The 20,456-nt window shown below is 69.2% G+C and carries 14 protein-coding genes; 4 read left to right on the top strand and 10 right to left on the bottom strand.

Annotated features, from left to right (window positions below):
- The first annotated feature begins 68 nt into the window (after nt 1–68).
- Together ASC70_RS06605 and ASC70_RS06600 are read left to right on the top strand one after the other, a co-directional pair.
- Nucleotides 69–2,528: an exo 1,3/1,4-beta-D-glucan glucohydrolase gene (locus tag ASC70_RS06605; protein WP_056047814.1), complete on the top strand. Its 2,460-nt coding sequence runs from the start codon at nt 69–71 to the stop codon at nt 2,526–2,528.
- A gap of 13 nt (nt 2,529–2,541) precedes the next feature.
- Nucleotides 2,542–4,470 (top strand): sialate O-acetylesterase, encoded by a 1,929-nt coding sequence (locus tag ASC70_RS06600; RefSeq protein WP_056047809.1) that lies wholly within the window; start codon nt 2,542–2,544, stop codon nt 4,468–4,470.
- Between the two features lie 382 nt (nt 4,471–4,852).
- Here ASC70_RS06600 and ASC70_RS06595 read toward each other — a convergent pair whose 3' ends face one another.
- From ASC70_RS06595 to putA, 7 genes are all read right to left on the bottom strand, one after another.
- On the bottom strand, nt 4,853–6,463 hold the full coding sequence (locus tag ASC70_RS06595; RefSeq protein WP_056048486.1) for a carboxylesterase/lipase family protein: 1,611 nt from the start codon (nt 6,461–6,463) through the stop codon (nt 4,853–4,855).
- 203 nt (nt 6,464–6,666) lie between these two features.
- On the bottom strand, nt 6,667–7,875 hold the full coding sequence (locus ASC70_RS06590) for a M56 family metallopeptidase (protein ID WP_056047807.1): 1,209 nt from the start codon (nt 7,873–7,875) through the stop codon (nt 6,667–6,669).
- Entirely contained in the window at nt 7,872–8,234 is a 363-nt protein-coding gene (locus tag ASC70_RS06585; RefSeq protein ID WP_056047804.1) for a BlaI/MecI/CopY family transcriptional regulator, read from the bottom strand. The genes ASC70_RS06590 and ASC70_RS06585 overlap by 4 nt, the downstream gene beginning before the upstream one ends.
- Nucleotides 8,235–8,339: 105 nt before the next feature.
- Nucleotides 8,340–9,677 (bottom strand): cellulase family glycosylhydrolase, encoded by a 1,338-nt coding sequence (locus ASC70_RS06580; RefSeq protein ID WP_056047802.1) that lies wholly within the window; start codon nt 9,675–9,677, stop codon nt 8,340–8,342.
- Between the two features lie 113 nt (nt 9,678–9,790).
- Nucleotides 9,791–10,084 (bottom strand): type II toxin-antitoxin system RelE/ParE family toxin, encoded by a 294-nt coding sequence (locus ASC70_RS24400; RefSeq protein WP_082539843.1) that lies wholly within the window; start codon nt 10,082–10,084, stop codon nt 9,791–9,793.
- Nucleotides 10,050–10,328: a hypothetical protein gene (locus tag ASC70_RS06575; protein WP_056047800.1), complete on the bottom strand. Its 279-nt coding sequence runs from the start codon at nt 10,326–10,328 to the stop codon at nt 10,050–10,052. Before ASC70_RS06575 ends, ASC70_RS24400 begins: the two co-directional genes overlap by 35 nt.
- A gap of 38 nt (nt 10,329–10,366) precedes the next feature.
- Nucleotides 10,367–13,471: a bifunctional proline dehydrogenase/L-glutamate gamma-semialdehyde dehydrogenase PutA gene (gene putA, locus ASC70_RS06570; protein ID WP_056047797.1), complete on the bottom strand. Its 3,105-nt coding sequence runs from the start codon at nt 13,469–13,471 to the stop codon at nt 10,367–10,369.
- Between the two features lie 422 nt (nt 13,472–13,893).
- On the opposite strand from putA, the gene ASC70_RS06565 reads away from it, so the two are divergent.
- Nucleotides 13,894–14,361, top strand: coding sequence for an Lrp/AsnC ligand binding domain-containing protein (locus tag ASC70_RS06565; RefSeq protein ID WP_047407960.1), 468 nt, complete (start codon nt 13,894–13,896; stop codon nt 14,359–14,361).
- 106 nt (nt 14,362–14,467) lie between these two features.
- On the opposite strand, the gene ASC70_RS06560 is transcribed toward ASC70_RS06565, so the two are convergent.
- Nucleotides 14,468–15,052 (bottom strand): ABATE domain-containing protein, encoded by a 585-nt coding sequence (locus ASC70_RS06560; RefSeq protein ID WP_056047794.1) that lies wholly within the window; start codon nt 15,050–15,052, stop codon nt 14,468–14,470.
- 90 nt (nt 15,053–15,142) lie between these two features.
- Between ASC70_RS06560 and ASC70_RS06555 the strand changes: the two genes are divergently transcribed.
- Nucleotides 15,143–15,625, top strand: coding sequence for a lipocalin-like domain-containing protein (locus tag ASC70_RS06555; RefSeq protein WP_056047791.1), 483 nt, complete (start codon nt 15,143–15,145; stop codon nt 15,623–15,625).
- Between the two features lie 245 nt (nt 15,626–15,870).
- On the opposite strand, the gene ASC70_RS06550 is transcribed toward ASC70_RS06555, so the two are convergent.
- Nucleotides 15,871–17,274, bottom strand: coding sequence for an efflux transporter outer membrane subunit (locus tag ASC70_RS06550; protein WP_056047789.1), 1,404 nt, complete (start codon nt 17,272–17,274; stop codon nt 15,871–15,873).
- Nucleotides 17,275–17,276: 2 nt separating this feature from the next.
- Nucleotides 17,277–20,456 (bottom strand): efflux RND transporter permease subunit, encoded by a 3,180-nt coding sequence (locus tag ASC70_RS06545; RefSeq protein WP_056047786.1) that lies wholly within the window; start codon nt 20,454–20,456, stop codon nt 17,277–17,279.

Below are 20,456 nucleotides of genomic sequence, written 5' to 3'. Positions count from 1 at the left end.
GCCGTCCAGGGGTATGACAACGTTGTCCACGCGGTGCGTGGCCGTCGAACGAGAAGAGTTGGGGAGTAATGAACACCAAGACCCTCTGCGTCGCCCTGTTGGCGTCGACCTTTCTGACGGGCGCAACCGCGGTCGCCGAAAGCCCGCAAGCGACCGCCCATCCCGCCCAGTGGCCGGCGGCCAAGAGCCAGGGCCTGGTCGATCCAGCCACCGAAGCCTTCGTCGACGGCTTGCTGGCCAAGCTGACGCTGGAAGAGAAGGTCGGCCAGGTCATCCAGGCCGATATCAGCCAGATCAAGCCCGAGGACCTGAAGACCTATCCGCTGGGCTCGATCCTGGGCGGCGGCAGCTCGCCGCCGATCGGCGCGCCCGACCGCTCGCCGCAGAAGCCCTGGGTCGACACCGCCCGCGCCTTCCGCGAAGGCGCGGCCCAGCGCCAGGGCGGCACGCCCATCCCGCTGATGTTCGGCATGGACGCCGTGCACGGCAACAACAACGTCGTCGGCGCCACCCTCTTCCCGCACAACATCGCCCTGGGCGCGGCGCACGATCCCGAGCTGATCCGCCGCATCGGCAAGGCCACGGCGCTGGAGACCTCGGCCGCCGGTTTCGACTGGGCGTTCGGCCCGACCCTGGCCGTGCCGCGCGACGACCGCTGGGGTCGGACCTATGAAGGCTATTCGGAAGACCCGGCCATCGTCCGCGACTATGCCGGCCAGATGATCCTGGGCCTGCAGGGAGCCGTCTCTCAAGGTGGTGTCATTCAGCAAGGCCATGTGGCCGCCAGCGCCAAGCACTTCCTGGGCGACGGCGGCACCGAGAACGGCCATGACCAGGGCGACACCAAGGTTCCGGAAAGCGAGCTGATCCGCCTGCACGCCCAGGGCTATGTCCCCGCGATCAACGCCGGGACGCTGACCATCATGGCCTCGTTCAACAGCTGGAACGGGACCAAGATGCACGGCAACAAGAGCCTGCTGACCGACGTGCTGAAGGGCAGGATGGGTTTCGACGGCTTCGTGGTCGGCGACTGGAACGGCCACGGCCAAGTGCCGGGCTGCAAGCCCACCGACTGTCCGCAGTCGATCAACGCCGGCCTCGACATGTTCATGGCCCCGGACAGCTGGAAGGCGCTCTACGCCAACACCCTGGCCGAGGTGAAGTCGGGCGTGATCCCGATGGCGCGCCTGGACGATGCGGTCCGCCGCATCCTGCGGGTGAAGGCCAAGATGGGCCTGTTCCAGGCCGCGCGTCCCAACGAGGGCCGCGAAGGCGTGATCGGCGCCCCCGAGCACCGGGCCATCGCCCGCGAGGCTGTGCGCAAGTCGCTGGTCCTCTTGAAGAACAACGGCGTCCTGCCGGTGAAGGCCAGCGCGACCGTGCTGGTCGCCGGCTCGGGCGCCGACGACATCGGCAAGCAGTCGGGCGGCTGGACCCTGTCTTGGCAAGGCACGGGCAACGCCAACGCCGACTTCCCCAACGCCGAGTCGATCTGGTCGGGCGTGAAGACCGCGGTCGAGGCCGGCGGCGGCAAGGCGGCCCTGGCGGTCGACGGCGCCTTCGACACCAAGCCGGACGTCGCCATCGTCGTCTTCGGCGAAAATCCGTATGCGGAAGGTGTCGGCGACCTGAAGACTACGCTGGAATACCAGCCGGGCGCCAAGACCGACCTGGCCCTGCTCAAGAGCCTGAAGGCCAAGGGGGTGCCGGTGGTGGCGGTGTTCCTCAGCGGCCGTCCGTTGTGGGTCAATCCCGAGATCAACGCCTCGGACGCCTTCGTCGCCGCCTGGCTGCCGGGCTCGGAAGGCGGCGGGATCGCCGACGTGCTGATCGGCGACAAGGCGGGCAAGCCGCGCAATGACTTCCACGGCAAGCTGTCGTTCAGCTGGCCGAAGACGGCGGCCCAGTTCACCTTGAACAAGGGCGACAAAGGTTATGACCCGCTGTTCGCCTATGGTTATGGCCTGAGCTACGCCCGGCCCGGCAAGCTCGGGAAGCTGTCGGAAGTGTCGGGCGTCAAGCCGGTGGCCGACAATGCGGTCAACTACTTCGTCGGCGGCAAGACCCCGCCGCCGTTCGAGTTCCGGGCCTCGCCGAGCACGGCCGTCCAGCTGGCCCCGGTCGACGCCGGCGGCGTGCAGGAGGCCGGCCGTCAGGTCACCTTCTCGGGCGACAAGCCGGGCAAGCTGTCGATCGTCGGCGACAGGCCGCTGGACCTGTCGTTCCAGACCAATGCCGACATGGCGCTGAGCTTCGACTACCGGCTGGACGCGGCCGCTTCGAAGCCGGTGATCCTGGCGATCGGCGCGGGCCGCCTGGACGTCACGCCGCCGCCCGGAACGCCGACCGGTCAGTGGGCCAGCGTCAAGATCCCGCTGAAGTGCTTCCAGGCCGCGGGGACCGACGTCACCAAGGTGGTCGCGCCATTCGAACTGGCCACGGCCGGGACGTTCCAGGTGTCGATCGCCAATGTGAAGCTGACGGCGGATCCGGCCGGGGCGGTGTGCCCGGCCAAGGCCGCGCAATAGACGAGGAAGCCCCATGCGGCTGAAAGCTCTCATCCTGGCCACCGCGCTGGGCGTTTCCCAGCAAGCCGCCGCCGGCCCGCTGGCCTCGGTGTTCAGCGACCATGCGGTGCTGCAGCGCGACCAGCCGATCCGGGTGTGGGGCCAGGCCGCGCCCAACGCGGCCGTTGCGATCGACCTGTCCGGCGCCGCCACGGCCGCCACGGCCGACGCCCAAGGCCGCTGGAGCGCGGTCCTGCCGGCTCGTTCCGGTGGCGGCCCCGCCCTGACCCTGACGGTCCAGGCGAGCGGTCAGAGCCAGGTCGTTTCCGACCTGCGGATGGGCGACGTCTGGCTGTGCTCGGGCCAGTCGAACATGGAATATCCGCTGCGCCGCGCGCTGGCGGGCGACGGCGAGGTGGCCAGCGCCACCGACCCCGACATCCGCCTGCTGCGGACCGGCAAGATCAGCAAGCCCACGCCCCAAGCCGACCTGCCGGCCGGCGTCGTCTGGAAGGTCTCGACGCCCCAGACCTCGGCCGAGTTCAGCGCCGCCTGCTTCTTCATGGGTCGCGAGCTGCGCAAGACCACCCACGTCCCGATCGGCCTGATCGACGCCACCTGGGGCGGCTCGGTGATCCAGGACTGGATCAGCCGCGAGGGCCTGGCCGCCCTGAAGACCTATGACGAGGGCCTGGCGGTGCTCGACGACTACGCCCGCGACCCGGCGCTGGGGCCGCCCCGGTGGGCCGCGATGCTGGACCGCTGGGCGGCCGCCAAGCTTCCGAACGCCAAGGACTGGGGCCGCCCCGACCTCGACGACCGGACCTGGAAGACCCTGCCGATGGAGGCGTTCTGGGAGGACGCCACACCCGACCTCGTCGGCTTCGACGGTACGGTCTGGCTACGCACCGAGCTGACCCTGACCAAGGCCCAGGCCGCCCGGGGCGCGACCCTGACGCTGGGGCCGGTCGACGACATGGACACCACCTTCGTCAACGGCCGCGAGATCGGCTCGACGGAGGGCTGGGACACGCCGCGCGATTACCGCCTGGCGCCAGGCGCGCTGAAGGCTGGCCGCAACGTCATCGCCCTGCGCGTCGTCGACACGGGCGGCGGCGGCGGCGCCTGGGGCAAGGCGGCTCAGAAGGGGCTGAAGTTCGACGATGGAAGCTTCGTCCCGCTCTCCGGGACCTGGCGCTACAAGGTCGCCGCGCCGCTGGCCGACACCGCCCTGCCGCCGCACGCGCCGTGGATGGGCGCCAGCGGCCTCTCGACCCTGCGCAACGGCATGATCGCGCCGCTGGTCCCGTTCGGGGTCAAGGGCTTCGCCTGGTACCAGGGCGAGGCCAACGTCACCGAGGCCCCTGAATACGCCCGCCTGATGCCCGCCCTGATCGCTGACTGGCGCCAAGCCTTCGGCGGCGGCGACAACGCCTTCCTGCTGGTCCAGCTGGCCGCCTTCGGACCGCAGACCTCGATTCCCGGCAAGTCCGACTGGGCGGCCCTGCGTAACGTCCAGCGCCGGACGGCGGCGGCCGATCCCAAGGTCGGCATGGCTTCGGCCGTCGACATCGGCTCGCCCTACGACATCCATCCGGCCGACAAGCTGCGGGTCGGCCAGCGCCTGGCCCTGCTGGCCCGCAAGCTGGCCTATGGCGAGGCGGGCCTGGTCGCCTCGGGCCCGGCGCCGCTTTCGGCTCGGGGCGAGGGCGCGAGCGTGGTGGTGACCCTCGACCAGCCGCTGGTGGTCTATGGCGCGGCTCGCCCGGCCGGCTTCGAGCTGTGCGACGCGGCCGTCTGCCGCTTCGTCGACGGCACGGTGGAGGGGGCGGCCGTGCGGCTGGCGGTTCCGACGGGGATGACGCCGACCAAGATCCGCTACGCCTGGGCCGACAGCCCGGTCATGAACCTGTTCGGGACCACCGGCCTGCCGGCGACGCCGTTCGAGCTTGAGATTCCGTAGTTACTGTCATCCCGGCCAAGCGCGAAGCGCGCCGAGCCGGGACCGCCGGAAACGCCGGCGCTTGCCGAGGTCCCGGCTCTCCGCTGCGCTGCGGCCGGGATGACACGTTTTTGGGGGCGTTCCCCACTATTCGTGGTTACCCCGCCGTTAACCAGCAACCCTTTGTCAGCACGGGCCATTTGGCTCCACTGAAGGAGCTGTCCGGTGCGGTTCGAAGAGCGTCAGGCGTGGATCGATCTGTGGGAGGCCGTGTTCGGCGAGCCGCCTCCGATCGAGGCGGACGCGGACCTGACGGCGCGCATCCTCGTCGATCATCTGCCGGCCGCGCCGCCGTACGAGCTAGGGCCTGTCCGACCGGAAACGGACGAACCAGCCGCCAAACTTAAGTCCCGAACTGGGTGAACGGCACGCGATTGAAGAATTCGCGCTCGGCCCCGCGCGGGTCGTCCTCCATCCGCGAGATGTTGTCGAACACCATCGTCTGGCGGCGGGGCAGGGTGTAGGGCTCCCACTTGGGCAGCGCGCCGCCGTTCGGGTCGCCGCTGCGGGCGAAGGCGATGAAGGCGTCGCTCATCGTGTTCGACATCGCCACCGACTCCGGACCGGTCCCGACGATCGAGCCCTTGGCGTCCAGCGTGCCGAACACCAGGCCGATGTCGATCGTGTGCGGCGCGCCGAAGATCCCGCCGTCCTTGGGCGACTTCCAATTGACCTGGTAGGCGTAGGCCGGAGCCCCCGCCTTGGCCCGCTCCTCATCCTGGATCACCGCGGCCTTCCACGAACGGCCCGCCGTCGAGGCGGCGAAATAGACGTCCGCCGGCGAATAGTTCGGATAGGTCCGGCGGTAGAAGGCCACCACCGTCTCGGGATCGATGTCGATGCGGGCGTTGAACTGGCCGGGCAGCTTGGCGATCACCTGGTCCCAGGTCATGTCGAAGGCCTTCGTGTCCCAGCCGATGAAGCCGCGGGTCTCGTCGTGGGTGTTGCCGCACATCATGGGCACGGACAGGCCCTCGGGGGCGGCGTCGGGGAAGAACGGGTGGCGGGTCAGGGTTCGCTCGTCCAGCACCGGACCCATATAGACCCCGCCCGACCCGGCGACCGGATCAACCGCCTTCAGGCCGTTCAGCATCTCTTCGGCGGGCATGGCGCGCAGGGCGGCCAGGTCCTTCACGCCGATCTTCTCGAGAAACAGCTTGGCGCGCTTGGTGGCGTTGAACGGGCCGGCGGCCGTGACCTGCTGGCCGCTCATGGTGGCGGCGCGGTGGAACAGGCCCTTGGCGGCCGGCATGGCCATCAGGGTCGCGATCTTGGCGCCGCCGCCAGACTGGCCGAACAACATGACCCGCTCTGGATCGCCGCCGAAGCGGGCGATGTTGTCCCGCACCCATTGCAGGGCCAGGACGAGGTCCAGCTGGCCGGCGTTGCCGCTGTCGGCGACGCCGGGATCGTTGAACAGCCGCGCCAGGTAGAGATAGCCGAACGCGTTCAGGCGGTGGTTCACCGTGACCACCACCACGTCGCCGCGCTTGGCCAGCTTGGTCCCCTCGTACCAGGGATGGCCGCCCGAGCCGCCGTTATAGGCGCCGCCGTGGATGTAGAACATCACCGGCCGTTTGCCGCCGTCGGCGAGGCCGTCCTTCCGACTGGCCTTCGCGGGGGTCCAGACGTTGAGGAACAGGCAGTCCTCGGAGAGGGTCTCGCCCTCCTCGCCCTTGCCCTGCTGCATTGAGGCTGGACCATAGGCCAGGGCGTCCTTGACGTCGGTCCAGGGCTCCGGCTTGGCCGGCGCCATGAACCGCCGCGCCCCACCGGTGTCGGCCCCGTAGCGCAGGCCCTTGAACACGCTGACCTCGCCGTCGACGTAGCCGCGCACCTTGCCGTTGGTGGTCGTCACGACCGGCGAGCGCTTCTCGGCCGCGAAGCCGACGGCGGGCAGGGCGGCATAGGCCGTCAGGGCGGCGGCGCCGGTGATCAGGGTGCGGCGGGTCATGTTCGGGGGAGTTCGGGAATGGGCGTCCATGGCGGTTCCTCCGGCGCTTCTTAGAGGCGAGCTTGCCGGAAGGGGTAGCATGGGTGACACCGGTAGCAATCCACTATTTCACTGACGATCGAAGGCCTTGTTCCGGGCGGTTCGCGTCGTCGCGCCGGGCGGGGCCTGGGTTGGCATATTTGCCGCGCCGGCGCCTTTCGCGGCTAGCTCGCGGCGTTGAAGAACATGACCGGGATGGTGACCACGCCGCCGACCGTGGGCTGGCCGTCGCGATCTTCGGGCGCCATCTGGAAGTGCCGGCTGAGCTTGAGCATGGCTTCGCCGAAGCCGTACTGGGCGGGATCTTCCTTCCGCACCACGCAATCCTGCAACCGGCCGCTGGCCGCGACGCGGCAGTCCATCACGGCGGTGGCGGAATTGACGCCGGCCTTGATCGCCTCGGGCGGATAGTAGCGCGCCATGTCCTCGCCGCCGGGTTTCTGAATCCAGATCGGCATCACGCGCCTGGGCGCATCCGGCGGGTTGGCGGCCCAGACCGCGCTGGCGGCGGCGAGGCCGATGAGGCCGACCAGGGCGACGCCCAGGGCCTTGCGATGGGGAGTCGTCGAAGCGGTGTTCAGCATCATCAGCCTCTCCTTCAGGGGATGGACGCCGACGGCGGGCCAGTGGCAGCCGAACGGCGCGGCGAACGGGGTCAGGGACGTGCCGAGCAGGGTCTCGGCATAGAGGCGGCAGGCTTTGGGATGGCGCTCGACCACGGCGGCGTCGCAGGCGATCTCCTGGTCGATACGCAGACGGCGGGCGGCCAGGTGGACGAGCGGGTTGAACCAGGCCAGGCACCGCAAGGCCACGACCAGGGCGTTGATCGCCGCGTCTCCGCGCGCCAGGTGCACGCGTTCATGCGCCAGGACGAGGTCGCGCGCCGGGCCTTGGAATCTCGCCTCAAAGTCGGCGGGCGCCACGATGCGCGGCCGCAGCGCGCCCAGCAGCAGTGGCCCGGCGCCCGTATGCTGTCCCAGCCACAGGGCGGGATCGGTGGGCGAGGGCGCCAGGCGGCCCAGGGCGCGGACGAAGCGCAGTTGGCGGAAGACGAACAGGGCGGCTGCGCCCACCACGCCGATGGCCCAGAGCGCGACCAGAACCTCGGACAGGCTTCGCGCCTCGCGAACGACGGGACCGGCGCGCCGCGCCGCCGTGGCGACCAGCGACACCACCGGGGCGATCGCCTCGGCCGGCGGATGGGCGGGCAGCAGGCTGGCGACCGTACACAGCGGGACGGCCAGCCACAGGCTGTAGGCGGCCAGCGGGCCAAACGCGCGGCGTACGGGGCGGCGCAGGGCCAGGACCAGCAGGATGCCCAGCGCCAGACCGATATTGCCACGCGTCAGGAGGGACAGGACCGCGCCGCTCATTTGCCGATCTTCTCGATCAGGGCCTTCAGCTCGGCGATGTCTTCGTCGCTCAGCCTGTCGCCTTCGGAGAAGTGGGTGACCAGCGGCGCCAGGCGCCCGTTGAACAGCCGGTCCAGCAGGCCTTGGCTCTCGGTCTCGACATAGGCCCGACGCGAGACCAGCGGCGAATAGAGATAGCGCCGGCCCTCCGCCGTGGCGGTGATGGCCTTCTTCTTCAGCAGGCGGCTGATCAGCACCTTGACGGTGCCCTCGGTCCAGCCTTGCGGCTCGCCGACCTCGGTGATGATGGCTTCCGAGGTCAGGGGGCTGCGCCGCCACAGCGCCTCCATAACCACGCTTTCCGCCGAGCTGATCTTCATGGTCGCCTCTCGATGACAAGTGTCAACGAATCGACGTTGACACTTGTCATCGAACTCGTCAACGGCGGACGAGGCAGTGTCTGGGGCCTAGGGAAGGCGCTAGGGTTAGACCCCCCGCACCGCCGCCGCGTGCTCGGTGATCACGGCCATGGTCGAGGCGTCGCTGTCGAACACGCCGTACAGGCCCTGTTCCTCCTGGGGCGGATCGCCGACGAAGCTCTTGTCGCCGGCCGCGAACCAGGCGTCGGGATGCTGGGCGCGGCCTTCGCCGTTCCAGGCCCAGAAGTTGGTGCCGGCGATCGGGCCGCCGGCCTTCATGTCGTCCAGGGCCAGGCCGTAGATCGTCCGGTAGAAACGGTCCTTGTCGGCCGTCGCCGAGGCGGGGGCGAAGCCGCGGCTCTCGCGGATCAGGCCGAACTCCTCGATGACCAGCGGCTTGTTCAGCTGTTTGGCCAGGGCGATGTGGCGGGTGACATAATCGCGGCAGCGGGCCTCGCCGGCGGCGTAGGTCTCCGGCTGTTTCTTCGGGTCGATCCAGCCCCAGTTGTTGGGCCAGACGTGCAGGGTCAGGTAGTCGATGGTGGCCGGCTTGTGGGCCTCGACCACGCAGGCCTCGCTCTGCAGGCAACCCATGTCGCCCTCGCTGCCGGTGCTGATCAGGTGCTTGGGGTCCAGGGTCTTGATGATCGTCGAGACCTCGTTGATCCACTGATAGTAGACCGGCAGGTTCTTGGCCCCGAACGCCGCGCTGCCGGCCGGGCGCGGCTCGTTGGCCAGCTGCCAGGCCATGATGGTCGGGTCGTCGCGATAGGCCTTGCCGGTGACGGTGTTGACCCGCCCGATCAGGCTCAGCAGGTAGCGGCGGAACAGGGCGTTGGCCTTGGCGTCGCCGTAGAAGCGGGCGGAATAGTCGGCGAATTCCGGCCACGGATGATTGGGGTCGCCCTGCTGGAACCACGGACCGCTGCCGACCCAGTTCAGATAGGCCGGCATGCCGCCCGACCAGTCCCAGAAGTTGTTGACGTAGATCACCGCCTTCATGTCCCGCGCGGCCATCTCGGCCAGCAGGACGTCGAGGCCCTTCAGCAGGTCCTGGCTGTAGACGCCGGGCTCTTCCTGGAAGGTAGGCGATACCGCGGCCTTGGCCGGCGAGCGTTCGCCCGCGCCGAGGACCCGCAGGTTGGTGACGCCCATGGCCTTCAGCCGGTCCAGCTCGCGCTTGAGCCGCGCGTGGTCGCCGGTGGCCCCGGGCGAGCCCAGCCAGGCGCCGTACCAGAGGTTCGCGCCGGCGAAGCGGTAGGGCTTGCCGTCCAGCATCAGCCGGCCGTTCTTGACCTGCACGAAGCCCTTCGTCGGCGCGCCGGGTTTCTTGGAAGCGCCGAGCGCGGGAAGGGCGAGCAGGCTGGCGGCTGAGCCGCCCAATATGGAGCGTCTGGTGACCATGGTCCGGCGTTTCCCCGTGAAAGTCTTATTTTCCCCGGAGTCTAGATCGGCACACGCCAGGGTGGAAGGTGATTAAATAAAGACGATGAAGTAAATCGAGGCGAACTCGTCGTCTACCGATGCTCCAGACTGTGCCAGAGCCGGGTCACGATCACGCGTCGGCCTAGAACCTCGTAGCGGAGGATGTACCCGTCCCGGCCGAAAGGAAGGGTCAGTTCGCGAACAGTTTCGTCGATAAGGCGTCCACGATGAGGGTGTGTGCCTAGGCTGTCGGTCGCGTCTTCCAGGCGTTCGCCGAGATGAGCGGCCGCCTTCGGATCCCGGGCCCTCAGCCAGACGACGAGGCGTTGAAAATCAGCGGCCGCGGGGCGGCTAAGTTCGACGGAAAACTCGTCCGTCGCGACCACTCAACCTCCTCAATCGCCCTCTGAATTCGGTCCAAGGAATGGTGTCGCCGTTCCGGATCGCCTCCTCGGCGATGGCGTGATCGATGGCGGGGTCAGGATCAATGGCCGGTCTCGCGGCTTCCTCCATCTCCCGATCGATCAGCAGGGCGGCATAGTCTTCCGGAGACATGTCGGCCCGATCGGCCAAGGCCCTGAGCTTTGCGGCGTGTTCAGCGCTGATGTGAATGTCGAAGCCGTCGGCCATGGGCGAAGAGTCTCGCTCATGGCCGACGACGTCAAGGCCTACAGGTTCAGCAGCGCCGGGTCGCCGCCCTGGGCGGTGATGTTGACGCTGACCGCCCGCTCGACCGCGAAGCGCAGCAGGGCGTGGGGGCCGCCGGCCTTGGGGCCGGTGCCGGACAGGCCCTCGCCGCCGAACGGCTGGACGCCGACCACGGCGCCGGTCATCGAGCGGTTGACGTAGCAGTTGCCAGCCGGGACCAGGCGCTGGACGTCGGCCGCGAAGCGCTCGATCCGCGAGTGGACGCCCAGGGTCAGGCCATAGCGGCGCGCGGCCAGGGCGCCGGCGACCTCTTCCAAGGCCTCGGGTTTGTAGCGGACCACGTGCAGGACGGGGCCGAACACCTCGCGCTCCAGGAAGTCGGCGGCCGGGATCTCGGCCAGCACCGGGGCGAAGAAGGTCCCGCCGGTCGGGGCGGCCAGGGCGTGCAGCACCTTGGCCTCGTGCTTGAGGCGCTCGAGGTGCTTGTCCAGCGCCTGGCGAGCCTCGGCGTCGATGACGGGGCCGACATCGGTGACGGCCAGGGCCGGGTCGCCCAGGACGAGGGCGTCCATGGCGCCCTTCAGGCCGTCGATGATGTGGTCGGCGGTGTCTTCCGGCAGGAACAGCAGGCGCAGGGCCGAGCAGCGCTGGCCGGCGGAGCCGAAGGCGCTGACGATGACGTCGTCGATCACCTGCTCGCGCTGGGCGGTGGTGTCGACGAACATACCGTTGAGGCCGCCGGTCTCGGCGATGAACGGCACGATCGGCCCCTGGCGCTGGGCCAGCGTCTGGTTGATCCGCCAGGCGGTGTCGGTGCCGCCGGTGAAGGCGACGCCGTCCAGGCCGTCGTGGGCGGTCAGGGCCGCGCCCACCGTCTCGCCCCGGCCCGGCAGCAGGGCCAGCAGGCGCGGGTCGAGGCCGGCGGCGTGATAGAGCTTCACGGCCTCGAAGGCGATCAGCGGGGTCTGCTCGGCCGGCTTGGCCAGCACGGCGTTGCCGGCCGCCAGGGCGGCGGCGATCTGGCCGGTGAAGATGGCCAGCGGGAAGTTCCACGGGCTGATGCAGACGAAGACGCCGCGCCCGGCCAGGCGCAGGACGTTGGTCTCGCCGACGGGACCCTTCAGCAGCACGCCGTCGCCGAACTGGTCTTCGGCCAAGGTGGCGTAGTAGCGGCAGAAGTCGACGGCCTCGCGGACCTCGGCGATGCCGTCCGCCAGGGTCTTGCCGGCCTCGCGGGCCAGGATGGCGATCAGGCGATCGATATTGGCCTCGAGCGCGTCGCCCATGGCCCGCAGCACCTTGGCGCGGGCGGGGCCGCCGGCCTGGTCCCAAGCGGGTTGGGCCGCGCGAGCCAGGCGGAAGGCTTCGTCGATCTGCGGCAGCTGGGCTTCCGAGACCGCGCCGACCACCTTGGTCTCGTCGGCCGGGGCGACCACCGGCAGAGGCGGGGTTCCGGCCGTGACCTTGCCGCCGACCAGCGGGCCGGCTGACAGGGTGACGCCGTCCAGGGCCACGACGGCCTTTTCCAGACGTTCGCGATCGGCCTTCACCGACAGGTCCAGGCCGGCGCTGTTCCTGCGGCGCGGACCATAGACCTCGATCGGCGTCGGGATCTTGGCGTGGCGGTCGGGATGGGCCTCGACGGTGTCGATCGGGTCGGTGACCACCTTCTCGACCGGCACCCGTTCGTCCAGCAGGGCGTGGACGAACGATGTGTTGGCGCCGTTCTCCAGCAGGCGGCGGACCAGGTAGGGCAGCAGGTCCTCGTGGCCGCCGACGGGCGCGTAGGCCCGCAGGGTGATGCCGTCATAGAGGTCGTCGGCGGCCTTGTAGAGCGCCTCGCCCATGCCGTGCAGGCGCTGGTGCTCGATGCGGACGCCGGCGTTCTTGGCCATGCGGACCACGGCCGCCAGGGTGTGGGCGTTGTGGGTGGCGAACTGGGCGTAGAGGTGCGGCGCGGCGGCGATCAGCGCCTTGGCGTTGACCAGATACGACAGGTCGGTGGCGGGCTTGGTCGTATAGACCGGATAGTCCGGGCGGCCGGCGACCTGGGCGCGCTTGATCTCGCTGTCCCAATAGGCGCCCTTGACCAGGCGAACCATCAGGCGACGGCCGGTGTCCTTCGCGAGGGCCTCCAGGCGGGCGATCACCTCGCCGCAGCGCTTCTGATAGGCCTGGACGGCCAAGCCCAGACCCTGCCAGTCGCCCAGCTCCGGCTCGCGGCACAGGCGGTCCAGCAGCTTCAGCGACAGCGCCAGACGATCGGCCTCCTCGGCGTCGATCGTGAAGTTCAGGTTGTGACGAGCGGCGATCCTGGCCAGGCGTAGGGTGCGGGGATAGAGCTCCTCCCAGACACGGTCCTCGTGGGTGGCCTCATAGCGCGGACACAGGGCCGACAGCTTGACCGACACGCCGTGACCGGCCTCGGGACCAGCGCCGTTCGACAACTTGCCGACCGTCTCGATGGCGTCGGCGTAGGACCTTTCGTAGCGCTCGGCGTCGGCGGCGGTGCGGGCGCCTTCGCCCAGCATGTCGAAGCTGCACATGTCGCCGTCGGCGGCGGCGCGCTTGATGGCGGCCTCTATCGTCCGTCCAAGGACGAACTGCTCGCCCATGATGCGGATGGCCTGGCCGACGGCGGCGCGGATCACCGGCTCGCCCAGGCGGCCGGCCAGCTTCTTGACGAAGCCGGGCAGATCCTTCTTGGCCTCGTCGTCGGGCTCGACGATCTTGCCGGTCAGCATCAGGCCCCAGGTCGAGGCGTTGACGAACAGGCTGTCGGAGCCGCCCAGGTGGCTGGCCCAGTCGGCCGAGCCGATCTTCTCGGCGATCAGCTTGTCGCGGGTGTCGTCGTCGGGTGTGCGCAGCAAGGCCTCGGCTAGGCACATCAAGGCCAGGCCCTCGCGGGTGCCCAGGCTGAACTCCTGCAGGAAGCTCTCGACCACGCCCTGCTTGCGGACGCTGCGGCGGGCGCCGCGGACCAGGGCCTCGGCCTCGGCGCGGACGGCGGCGCGGTCTTCGCTCGACAGGGGCTTGGCGGCCAGCAGATCGGCGATCACGGCGGCTTCGTCGCGATACTTGCCGTCGTCGAGGCTGTCCCAAGTCGTATTGGCCCAGTCGGTCATGTCGGATCCTGCGGGTTGGAATATCGTCGGTCTAACTTGCCTCATGGCAAAAGTGCTTCGTTTGTTGCTCGGCGGGTCCGTAGCTTCTTCGGGAAAACCGGCGAAAACGATCGTCCGCTCCAGCGCGGCCAAGGCGCGCGGCGAAACGTATGGAAAGCATGCTCTGGAAGAGGGGAGGGAGGAAGGGACGCGTTCTGGGGGAGACGCTCGCGTCCCTTCCTCTCATCGCGACACCCGTTGGGGGAGGGGGTGGGCGTCGCGTCGGTTCCAGCCTTCAGCGGCTGGCCGTGTCCACCAGCGCCTCTTGAGGAGGGGGAGAGGCGCGGATGGGGCTGGAACGATCGAGGGTGTAACGCTAAGCTTTCCGAATGTGCTCCGTTTGTGAGCGCTACTTTTCGAAGCTTCTTCGGTGAAAGTCCGATATGGCCATTTCTGCTCTAGATGACACCGATCGCCGCCTGTTGAAGGTGCTGCAGGTCGACGGGCGCATCACCAACGCCGAGCTGGCCAAGCGCTGCAACCTGTCGCCGGCCGCCACCTTCGACCGCGTCCGCCGCCTGCGCGAGCGCGGCTACATCACCGGCTATGTGGCGCTGCTGGACCCGGCCAAGGTCGACCGCGCCCTGCTGATCTTCGTCGAGGTGGTGCTGGACCGCACGACCGGCGAGGTGTTCGAGGACTTCGCCGCCGCCGTGCGCCGCGCGCCCGAGATCCTGGAATGCCACATGGTGGCGGGCGGTTTCGACTATCTGATCAAGGCCCGGGTGCGCGACATGGAGGCCTATCGCGGCTTCTTGGGCGACATCCTCGTGAAGATGCCCGGGGTGCGCGAGACCCGAACCTATGCGGTGCTGGAAGAGGTCAAGAGCACGGTGCAGCTGCCGCTTTGAAAACTGTCATCCCGGACAAGCGCGTAGCGCGCAGATCCGGGACCGCCGGAAGCACTGAGCTTGTTGCGGTCCCGGGTCTACGCTGCGCTTCGCCCGGGATGACAGCTTAGAGTTTCTCCCGCCCCCGAAACGCCGCGACCTTGGCCCTGTTCCCGCAGGCGCTCATCGAGCACCAGCGGCGGTCGCCCTTGCGCGAGGCGTCCAGGAACAGGATCGCGCAGACCGGCCCCTGGCACTGGCGGATGCGGCCGGCGTCCGGCCCGCCAAGCAGCTCGATCGCCTCCCGCGCCACCCCGGCCAGCAGGGCCCGCGCGCCGCCCGTCCAGCGCCGCTCGCCCGAGGCGTCCAGCCAGGGCGCGGCGGCGGGCTGGGCGGCGAGGGCGTTGAGGGCTTCGCGCGGCGCATTGGGCAGGGGGCGGTCTTCGGCGCGAGCCAGGGCCAGGGCGTAGAGCGTCTCGCGAAGATCACGCGCGGCCGAAAGATCTTCGGCGGAAGACCCTGCAACGCCGTCGGCCAGCCCCGCCGCGACCAGCCAGCGGTCGAGGTCGGCGGGCGTCGCCAGGGCGTCGCGATGATTGCCGCTGACCCGCCCGGCCAGGGTGGCCGGCAGGTCCAGGGGCAGGCGACCGCCCCGGAAGCGGAAGCCGTCTCGAGTTTCTTGAGGGGGGGTCTCTTGTGGTTGGGGTGTCACGAAACGCTCATCGGAAACCAGATTGACAGGTTAGCCGCGTTCGCTCAGCTTGCGCCAGTAACCTATCAAACAAGTTACATAGGGTGTGAGATGCGAAAGACGATGATGGCCTTCGCCTTGGCGGCGGCGAGCGCGGGCGCGGCCCAGGCGGCGGACTTTCCCCTGGCCGGGACCTGGACCCTGACGGCGGCCGACCGGATCACCCCGACCGGCGCGCGCGAGCACGACTATGGCGCCGCGCCCAAGGGCAGGCTGATCATCGACGGGGTCGGCCGCTACAGCCTGCAGATCTTCAAGGGCGAGCGCACCGGCTTCGCCTCGGGCGACAAGAAGCGCGGCGCGCCCGAGGAATACGCCGACGCGGTCCTGGGCTCCTCGACCCATTACGGGACCATCGCCATCGACGAGGGGGCCCACCAACTGCTGTTCAAGATCGACGGTGCATCGTTCAAGAACTGGGAGGGGACGACGCAGAAGCGCGGCTATGAGCTGAAGGGCGACATGCTGAGCTACCGCGTGCCCACGGCGCCGGACGGCAACACGCCGATCTCGGAGTGGAAGCGGGAGCGGTAGGACGCCCTCGTCCCAAAGGCCTGTCATCCCGGCCGTAGCGTAGCGGAGAGCCGGGACCGCGGAAAGCTCTGCGCTTCCGGCGGTCCCGGATAGCCTCTGCGAGGCTTCCGGGATGACAACGCGGGTTGGGGTGGAAGGGCGGCCCCAGGGATGGGGGGAGGAGCGCGCCCTTCCGTTCGCAGCCATCGGGGGGGGGATGATGGACAGCGAACCGCCCCGGCTCGCGCCGGGGAGCTCTGGATTCCCTAGGCCGCGGGCGCGCCGCCGCCGAGGGTCTTGTAGAGGGTGACGAGGTTGGTCGCTCGGGCCAGGCGCGCGGTGATCAGGCCTTGTTGGGCCGTGTACAGGGTGCGCTGGGAATCGAGCAGGGTCAGGGCGCTGTCGAGGCCGGCGTCGCGACGCTGTTGCGACAGGCGCTGGCTGTCGGTAGCCGCCGTGACCAGACGCTCCTGGGCGGCGACGCGGTCGGCGACCGTGGCGCGCACCGACAGGGCGTCGGAGACCTCGCGGAACGCCGTCTGCACCGTCTTCTCGTAGGTCGCCACGGCGATGTCGCGGCTGGCCTTGGCGCTGTCCAGGCCGGCGACATTGGCGCCGCCGGCGAAGATCGGCAGGCTGATCTGGGGCACGAAGCTCCAGACGCCGGTGCCGTTCTTGAACAGGCCGTCCAGGTCGCCGCTGGCCGAACCGGTCGAGCCGGTCAGGCTGATGCGCGGGAAGAAGGCCGCGCGGGCCGCGCCGATATTGGCGTTGGCGCCGCGCAGCTGGTGCTCGGCGGCCAGGACGTCGGGACGCCGGACCAGCACGTCCGACGGCAGGCCCGCCGGCAGGTCGGCCAGGATCTGGGCGCTCTCCAGCTTGCCCGAAGGCAGCAGCTCGGCGGGCACATCGCCGCCGGTCAGCAGGGTCAGGGCGTTGCGGTCCTGGGCCACCTGGGCGGTGTAGACGGCCATGTCCGAGCGCGCGGTCTCGGCCAGGGTCTGGGCGTTGCGCAGGTCCATCAGCGAACCGACCCCGCCGTCGACCTGCTGCTGGATCAGGCGCAGCGACTCCTCGCGGGTCCGCAGGGTGTCCTGGGCCAGGGTCAGGCGGTCCTGGTCGGCGGCCAGGCTCAGCCAGGCGTTGGCCGTCTCGGCGATCAGGCTGGTGCGGACCGAGCGCGCGTTCTCCCGCTCGGCCAGATAGTTCTGCAGGGCCGTGGCGTTCAGGCTGCGGATGCGGCCGAACAGGTCCAGCTCATAGGCGGTGAAGCCGACGGTGGCGCTGTAGACCTCGGTGTCGAAGGCCGTCCCGGTCTGCGAGGTCGAGGCCGGGGTGCGGCCGCGCTGCTCGCTGAGCACGCCGTTGATCCCCGGGAACAGGGCCGAACGCTGGATGCCGTACTGGGCGCGAGCCTTCTCGATGTTCAGCACCGCCACGCGCAGGTCGCGGTTCTGCTTGAGGGCCAGGTCGACCACGCCTTGCAGGCGCGCATCGACCAGCACCTGGCGCCAGTCGAGGTCGGCGGCCGTGACCGAGCTGGCGGGCTCGGGCGCGGGGGTCGACCAGGTCTGGGACACCGGCAGGGCCGGGCGCTTGTAGTCCGGCGCCAGGGTGCAGGCGCTGACCGCCGTGGAGGCGAGCAGGATCAGGGTGAGATTACGGAACATGGTCAGTGAGCCTCCGTCGACGGGGCTTCGCCGCCTTGGGCGACGGCCGCGTCGTGGCCCCGTTCTTTTGGGCCGGGGTGCTTGGGTTTGAAGATCCGCTCGACCAGCACGAAGAACAGCGGGACGAAGAAGATCGCCAGCAGGGTCGCCGACAGCATGCCGCCGATCACGCCGGTGCCGATGGCGTGCTGGCTGCCCGAGCCCGCGCCGTTGGAGATGGCCAGGGGCAACACGCCGAACACAAAGGCCAGCGAGGTCATGATGATCGGCCGCAGGCGGATGCGGACGGCCTCGACCGTGGCCTCGATCAGGCCCAAGCCCTTCTCGTGCAGGTCCTTGGCGAACTCGACGATCAGGATGGCGTTCTTGGACGCCAGGCCCATGGTCGTCAGCAGGCCGACCTGGAAGTAGATGTCGTTGCTGAGGCCGCGCAGGGTGGTGGCCAGCAGGGCGCCGATGATGCCCAGCGGAATGACCATGATCACCGACAGCGGGATCGACCAGCTCTCATAGAGAGCCGCCAGCAGCAGGAACACGACCAGGATCGAGATGCCGTACAGGGCGGGGGCCTGGTTGCCGGACTCGCGCTCCTGGGCCGACAGGCCGGTCCATTCGAAGCCGATGCCGGGCGGCAGCTGGGCGGCGATCTTCTCCATGGCGGCCATGGCCTGGCCCGAGCTCTTGCCCGGGGCCGGCGAGCCCTGGATGTTGACCGACGACAGGCCGTTGTAGCGCTCGAGGCGCGGCGAGCCGTAGATCCAGTGGCTGGTGGCGAAGGACGAGAACGGGGCCATCGTGCCGCTGCCGGTGCGGACGTACCAGTTGTTCAGGTCCTCCGGCCGCATGCGGTAGGGCGCGTCGGCCTGGACATAGACCTTCTTGACCCGGCCGCGATCGATGAAGTCGTTGACATAGGTCCCGCCCCACGCGGCGCTGAGCGCGGCGTTGATGTCGGCGGTGGTCAGGCCCATCGCCCCGGCCTTGGCCTGGTCGATATCGATCTTCAGCTGCGGGGTGTCGTCTTGGCCGTTGGGGCGGACGCCCACGAGGGTCGGATCCTGGGCGGCCATGCCCAGCACCTGGTTGCGCGCGGCGACCAGGGCCTCGTGGCCGACGCCGCCGATGTCCTGCAGCTGGAAGTCGAAGCCCGACGAGGTTCCCAGTTCCGGCACGGCCGGCGGCACGATCGCGAAGACCATGGCGTCACGGATCTGCATGAACTTGCCCATGGCTCGGCCGGCGACGGCCGGAGCCTTGAGGTTTGCGGCCTTGCGCTCGTCGAAGTCCTTCAGGCGAATGAAGGCCAGGCCCGCGTTCTGGCCGGCGCCGGCGAAGCTGAAGCCGGCGACGGTGAAGACGGCCTGCACGGCGTCCTTCTCGTCATTGAGGAAGTGGTTGCGCACGGTGTCGAGCACGGCCTGGGTGCGTTCTTCCGGCGCGCCGGGCGGCAGCTGGACGATGGTGAACATCGTCCCCTGGTCTTCCTCGGGCAGGAAGGCGCTGGGCAGGCGGATGAACAGGAAGCCCATGGCCAGCAGCACCACGCCATAGGCCAGCATCCAGCGACCGCTCTTGCCGAGCAGGCCGCGGACCGTGCCTTGATAGCGGCCGCTGACGTCGTCGAAGCTGCGGTTGAACCAGTCGAAGAAGCCGGTCTTCTGCTCCTTGTGGCCCTTCTGGACCGGCTTGAGCAGGGTGGCGCAGAGGGCGGGGGTCAGGATCAGGGCCACCAGCACCGACAGGGCCATGGCCGAGACGATGGTGATCGAGAACTGGCGGTAGATCACGCCCTGCGAGCCGCCGAAGAAGGCCATCGGCACGAACACCGCGGCCAGGACCAGCGCGATGCCGATCAGGGCGCCGGTGATCTCGTTCATCGACTTGCGCGTGGCCTCGACGGGCGAGAGGCCCTCTTCCTCCATCACGCGCTCGACGTTCTCGACCACGACGATGGCGTCGTCGACCAGCAGGCCGATGGCCAGCACCAGGCCGAACATGGTCAGGGTGTTGATCGAGTAGCCGAAGGCGGCCAGCACCCCGAAGGTGCCCAGCAGCACCACCGGCACGGCGATGGTCGGGATCAGGGTGGCGCGCCAGTTCTGCAGGAACAGGAACATGACGATGAAGACCAGCACGATGGCTTCGAGCAGGGTCTTGACCACTTCCTCGATCGACAGCTTCACGAACGGCGTCGAGTCGTACGGGATGACGTACTGGAAGCCGGCCGGGAAGGTCTTGGACAGTTCCTCGACCCGCTTCTTGACGGCGTCGGCGGTGTTCAGGGCGTTGGCGCCAGGGGCCAGCTTGATGGCCAGGCCGGCGGCGGGCTTGCCGTTGTACTTGGCGCCGAAGCCGTAGCTTTCCGCGCCCAGTTCGACGCGGGCCACGTCACGCAGGTGGACGATGGCGCCGCCGGGGCTGTTCCTGACGATGATGTCCTGGAACTCGGCCGGCGTGGTCAGGCGCGACTGGGCCGTGATCGTGGCGTTCAGGGCGGTGCCCGGCAGGTTGGGCACGCCGCCCAGCTGGCCGGCCGAGACCTGGGCGTTCTGGGCCCGGATCGCGGCGATCACGTCGGCGGGCGTCAGGTTGTAGCTGGTCAGCTGGGTGGGGTTCAGCCAGATGCGCATGGCGTATTGCGCGCCGAACAGCTGGACGTCGCCCACGCCGTCGACACGGCTCAGGGGGTCTTGCAGGTTGCTGGCGATGTAGTCGGCCAGGTCGGTGTTGGTGGTCTTCGGATCGTTCGAATACATGCCGACGATCAGCAGGAAGTTCCGCGCCGACTTGGCGACGGTCAGGCCTTGCTGCTGCACTTCCTGCGGCAGGAGCGCGGTGGCCGTCTGCAGCTTGTTCTGCACCTGCACCTGGGCGATGTCGATGTTGGTGCCGGCCTTGAAGGTCAGGGTCGTGGTGGCCGCGCCCGAGCTGTCGCTGGTCGACGACATGTAGTCCAGGCCGTCCAGGCCCTTCATCTTCTGCTCGATGACCTGGGTGACGCTGTCCTCGACGGTCTTGGCCGAGGCGCCGGGGTAGAAGGCGCTGACGGCGACCTGGGGCAGGGCGATGTCGGGGTACTGGGCGATCGGCAGGCTGCGGATGGCCAGGGCCCCCGCCAGCATGATCACGATCGCGACGACCCATGCGAAGATGGGCCTGCCGATGAAGAAACGGGAAAGCAT

This window comes from Caulobacter sp. Root343 (genome assembly GCF_001425745.1).
In the GTDB taxonomy this organism is placed as follows: domain Bacteria; phylum Pseudomonadota; class Alphaproteobacteria; order Caulobacterales; family Caulobacteraceae; genus Caulobacter.
The sequence above is the reverse complement of the archived record's forward strand: the minus strand, read 5'-3'. Positions and strand labels throughout refer to the sequence as shown.